Genomic DNA, 4,702 nt, shown 5'->3' with positions numbered 1-4,702 from the left:
CCCTCCCCCTGAAGGGGGAGGTGTCGGCGAAGCCGACGGAGGGGGATGTGATTGCTCCCGCCGGCGGCTTTGTTGAATTCAGCAAAAACTTCCCCCTCCGGCCCTTCGGGCCGCCTCCCCCCTTCAGGGGGAGGTTCGCTTCTCTAGAAATCCAGCTCCATCCGCGCGCCGGTGACGTGCACCCCATAGTCGCGGTCGCCGTCGGCCAGGGGCGTGGCGTCCTGGTAGGCCAGGTAGGCGTGGTTGAGGTTGAAGCGCAGGTACTCGACCGGCTGCCAGATGATGGCGGTGATCAGCGCGTCCTGGCGGCCGCCGACGATCGGGCCGTCGTTGAGGTCGAGATGGTCATAGCGGGCGTTGACCTGCACCGCGCCGATCCCGCCGCCGCCCAAGGGCTTCCTGGGCTTGGCGCGGTCGAAGATGCCGGACTTGTAGCCGCGGGTGTCGTCGGTCAGGAACCAGCCGAGTTCGGCATAACCGCCGAAGAAGCGCGCGTCGGGGCCTGACGCCAGGTCACTCTCCAGCCAGTGGGTCTCGGCCGCGCCGTGCAGGCGGCCGTGAACGAAGGCGGCTTCCAGGCCGTAGTGGGCCTCGTTCCTGACGGCCAGGGTCGAGGTTCCGATCAGGCGCGTGTTGCTGGTGTGGACGTACGGGCGCTGGCGATAGCGCGTGCCGGCGTCGCCGACCCGCTTGAGGTCGCGCCAGTGGGCCGAGCCGCCCAGGTGCAGCTGGGTCTTGCCGAGCTTGGGCGCATAGACCGCGCGGCCGTCGAGGCCGTAGCTGTTGTTCTCGTCACCGCCGCTGGCGCCGTCGCTGTCGTTGGAGAGGGCGGTGATGTCGTCGGCGAACAGTCCGGCCTGCAGCAGCCAGGCGGCCTTCTCGTACTGGGCCGCTACGCCCAGGCGGCGCTCGAAATTGAAGGCGTCGGTGAAGGCCGCGCGCTCCATGACCGAGCCGGAGGTGTCGCCGGTCAGTTCGTCGAGCGACTGGAACTGGTTCTGGTTGCCCAGGGCGAACTGCCAGCCGCCGGTCTTGTAGGCGACGAAGGTGTCGACCAGGTCGACGCCGTTGTCGGAGAGCTCCAGTTCCAGCTTGTAGCCGATGCCGGCGCCCAGGCCGCCCTCCCCGCCCAGGCGGATGCGGCGCATCTCGGCGGCGTAGCCGAGGCCGCGATCGGTCGAGCCGTCGGGCCGGCCGACATAGCCGACGTCGGTCTGGATGCGGCCCTTGGCCTTGAAGCTGCGGCCGCCGCTGGCGGTGAACTGCGGCGAGCCCTTCCAGGCGATCTCGGTGGTCGGCGCGGGCTTGGCGGCCGCGACCGTCGCCGCAGGCGCTGTCGGCGAAGCCGTACGCTGCGGCGCGCCGGTCGCGCCGTCGAGCCGCTGCTCCATCCGTTGGAGCTGGGCCTTAAGGGTGGCGATCTCGGCCCTCAGGGCGGCCGCCTCGCCGGCGCTCAGCGACCCGTCCTGGGCCTGGGCTTGAGACGTGGCGAGGCACAGGCCGGCGACGAGGGTCGCCAGCGGGAGCTGGATGGAGGCGCGCAAGATCGTCACCCGGAATGCAGAAGACCCGCCCGACGGCCTGTCGGGCGGGTCTTCATAGCGACCGGGCCTTTGCTGTCCCGTGACAAAGTGTGTCTGGAACAGCCCCCAGGGCTGGAGTTCATCCGCGTTCGGACGAACTCCAAAACCCTCGCCGGATCAGATGTGCAGGACGCGGCCGTAGGCGTCGAGCGAGGCTTCGTGCATGGCTTCCGACATGGTCGGGTGAGCGTAGACGATGCCGTGCAGGTCTTCTTCGGTGGCTTCCAGCGTGATGGCCGTGACGAAGCCCTGGATCATCTCGGTCACTTCGTGGCCGATCATGTGGGCGCCGATCAGGGCGCCGGTCTTGGCGTCGAACACGGTCTTCACGAAGCCTTCGGTCTCGCCCGCGGCCACGGCCTTGCCGTTGACCTTGAACGGGAAGCGGCCGGCCTTGACCTCGAGGCCCGCGGCCTTGGCGCCGGCTTCGGTGTAGCCCACCGAGGCGACCTGCGGGTTGGCGTAGGTACAGCCCGGGATCGGCGAGTGGACGTTGGGCGTCTTGTAGCCGGCGATGTACTCGGCGGCGTGGATGCCCTCGTGGCTGGCCTTGTGGGCGAGCCAGGGCGCGCCGGCGACGTCGCCGATGGCGTAGAGGCCGGGCACGTTGGTCTCGCCGTGCTTGCCGGTGACCACGTGGCCGCGGTCGAGCGTCAGGCCGACGGCTTCGGTGCCTTCGGTGTTCGGAACGATGCCGATGGCGACGATGCACTTCTCGGCGGTCAGTTGCTCGGCCTTGCCGCCGACCTCGACCGAGACCGACACGCCGGTGGCGGTCTTGTCGATCTTGGTGACCTTGGCGCCGATGCGGAACTTGATGCCGCGCTTCTCGAAGGCCTTCTGGGCGGCCTTGGAGACCTCGGCGTCCTCGACCGGCATGATGCGATCGACGGCCTCGACGACGGTCACTTCGGCGCCGAGGGCGCGGTAGAAGCTGGCGAACTCGATGCCGATGGCGCCCGAGCCGATCACGACCAGCGACTTGGGCATGGACTTCGGCGCCAGGGCGTCACGGTAGGTCCAGACCTTGTCGCCGTCGGAAACGGCGCCGATGGCCGGAATGTTGCGAGCGCGGGCGCCGCTGGCCAGGATGACGTTCTTGGCCTGGACCGTGCGGCTGCCGCCGGCCTTCAGCGCGATCACGACCTTCGGAGCGGGGCTGCCCTTCTCGAGCTTGGCCTCGCCCTCGATGACCTCGATCTTGTGCTTCTTCATCAGGAAGGCGATGCCGCCCGACATGGTCTTGGCCACGCCGCGCGAGCGCTCGATGATCTTGTTGAAGTCGAACGAGGGCTTTTCCACGGCCAAGCCGTAGGCGTCCAGGTGCGACAGCTGTTCGAAGATCTCGCCGGACTTCAGCAGCGCCTTGGTGGGGATGCAGCCCCAGTTCAGGCAGATGCCGCCCAGGTTCTCGCGCTCGACGATCGCCGTCTTCAGGCCCAGCTGGCTGGCGCGGATGGCGGCGACGTAGCCGCCCGGACCGGCGCCGATGACGACGACATCGAATTCCGTGGACATGGTAGTCTTACCCTAGCTTGGACGTCGCACGGGGGAGCGGCGGCGTCGAACGACCGGCCCCGCGGGGCCGGCCTGGGAAATCTATAACAGCGCCTCGACGGCCGCCTGGAGCTCTTCAGGCTTGGTGGTCGGGGCGAAACGCTCGACGACGTTTCCGTCGCGATCGATCAGGAACTTGGTGAAGTTCCACTTGATGCCTTCGGTGCCCAGCACGCCCTTCTGCTGCTTCTTCAGATAGGCGTAGAGCGGGTGGGCCGAGGGGCCGTTGACGTCGATCTTGGCCATCATCGGGAAGGTCACGTCGTAGGTCAGCGAGCAGAAGCTGCCGATCTCTTCGGCCGTACCCGGCTCCTGGCTTCCGAACTGGTTGCAGGGAAAGCCCAGGATGGTCAGGCCGCGATCTTTTTGCGCCTTGTAGAGCGCTTCCAGGCCTTCGTACTGCGGGGTCAGGCCGCACTTGCTGGCGGTGTTGACGATCAGCAGCACCTGGCCGCGATAGTCAGCCAGGCTGACGTCCTTGCCTTCGAGCGTCTTGGCCGAAAATTCGTAGACCGACATCGCGTGTTCTCCCCGGGGCCGTCCCCGTCCTGAAAAATCCAGGATGGGACCCTGCCCGGCCGCTTTCGAAATCCCCGCCCCGCGTTTGGTCGAGGGGCGAGGATTTCAAGGCAAAGGCCGTCCTTAGACGATCAGGGTCAGCGGCTCCTCGATCAGCGGCTTGAAGGCCGCCAGGAACCTGGCGCCGACCGCGCCGTCGACCACGCGGTGATCGCAGGTCAGGGTCACGGTCATGACCGTGGCCACGGCCAGCTGGCCGTTCTTGACCACCGGGCGTTGCTCGCCGGCCCCGACGCTCATGATCGCGCCTTGCGGCTCGTTGATGATCGACGAGAAGGCCTTGATGCCGAACATGCCGAGGTTGGAGACCGAGAAGGTGCCGCCCTGGAATTCCTCGGGCTTCAGCTTCTTGGCCTTGGCGCGGGCGGCCAGGTCCTTCATCTCGGCCGAGATCTGGGCCAGGCCCTTGGTCTCGGCGGCGCGGATGATCGGGGTGATCAGGCCGCCGTCGATGGCCACGGCCACGGCGATGTCGGCGTGCTTGTGCATGGCGATGCCTTCGGGCGTGTAGGAGGCGTTGGCCTCCGGCACGCGCTTCAGCGCCACGGCGGCGGCCTTGATGACGATGTCGTTGACCGACACCTTCACGCCTTGGCCTTCAAGCAGGCTGTTGATCTTCGCGCGGGCGGCCAGCAGGCCGTCCAGCTCGATGTCGATCGTCAGCGGGAAGTGCGGCACGTCGCGGAAGCTTTCCGTCAGGCGGCGCGCGATGGTCTTGCGCATGCCGTCCAGCGGCACGAGGTCGTAGGAGCCGGCGGGGATGCCCATCTGCTCCAGCGACTGCACCTTGCGCGGTTCGGCGGCCGGAGCCGGCGCGGCCTTGGCGGCCGGGGCGCCGCCGCTCTTGGCGGCTTCGACGTCCGACTTGACCACGCGGCCGTGCGGACCCGAGCCCTTGATGGACTTCAGGTCGAGGCTGGCGGCGGCGGCCAGACGACGGGCCAGCGGCGAAGCGAAGACGCGCGAGCCGTCGGCGGCGACCG

Annotated in this window: 4 protein-coding genes; all 4 read right to left on the bottom strand. The window is 68.1% G+C overall.

All coding sequences use genetic code 11. The features are described 5' to 3' along the window. Positions 1 to 143 precede the first annotated feature (143 nt). A complete protein-coding gene (locus DMC18_RS13480; RefSeq protein WP_370444059.1) occupies positions 144 to 1,544 on the bottom strand; it encodes an OprO/OprP family phosphate-selective porin in 1,401 nt (466 codons plus the stop codon). A 156-nt stretch (positions 1,545 to 1,700) separates the two neighbouring features. Beyond that, positions 1,701 to 3,101 carry a dihydrolipoyl dehydrogenase gene (lpdA, locus tag DMC18_RS13475; RefSeq protein WP_110122074.1) on the bottom strand — a complete coding sequence of 467 codons (1,401 nt, stop codon included), beginning with the start codon at positions 3,099 to 3,101 and terminating at the stop codon, positions 1,701 to 1,703. An 81-nt stretch (positions 3,102 to 3,182) separates the two neighbouring features. Then, complete coding sequence (locus DMC18_RS13470; protein WP_110122075.1) at positions 3,183 to 3,659, bottom strand: glutathione peroxidase; 477 nt, start codon at positions 3,657 to 3,659, stop codon at positions 3,183 to 3,185. Positions 3,660 to 3,782: 123 nt separating this feature from the next. After that, positions 3,783 to 4,702: 2-oxo acid dehydrogenase subunit E2 (locus tag DMC18_RS13465; RefSeq protein ID WP_110133006.1), on the bottom strand; the 920-nt coding region annotated here is incomplete at its 5' end.

Origin of the sequence: Caulobacter sp. D5, assembly GCF_003185805.1 — a bacterium.
Taxonomy (GTDB): Bacteria; Pseudomonadota; Alphaproteobacteria; order Caulobacterales; family Caulobacteraceae; genus Caulobacter.
Note: the sequence above shows the minus strand (reverse complement) of the source record. Positions and strands in the feature narration are given on the sequence as shown.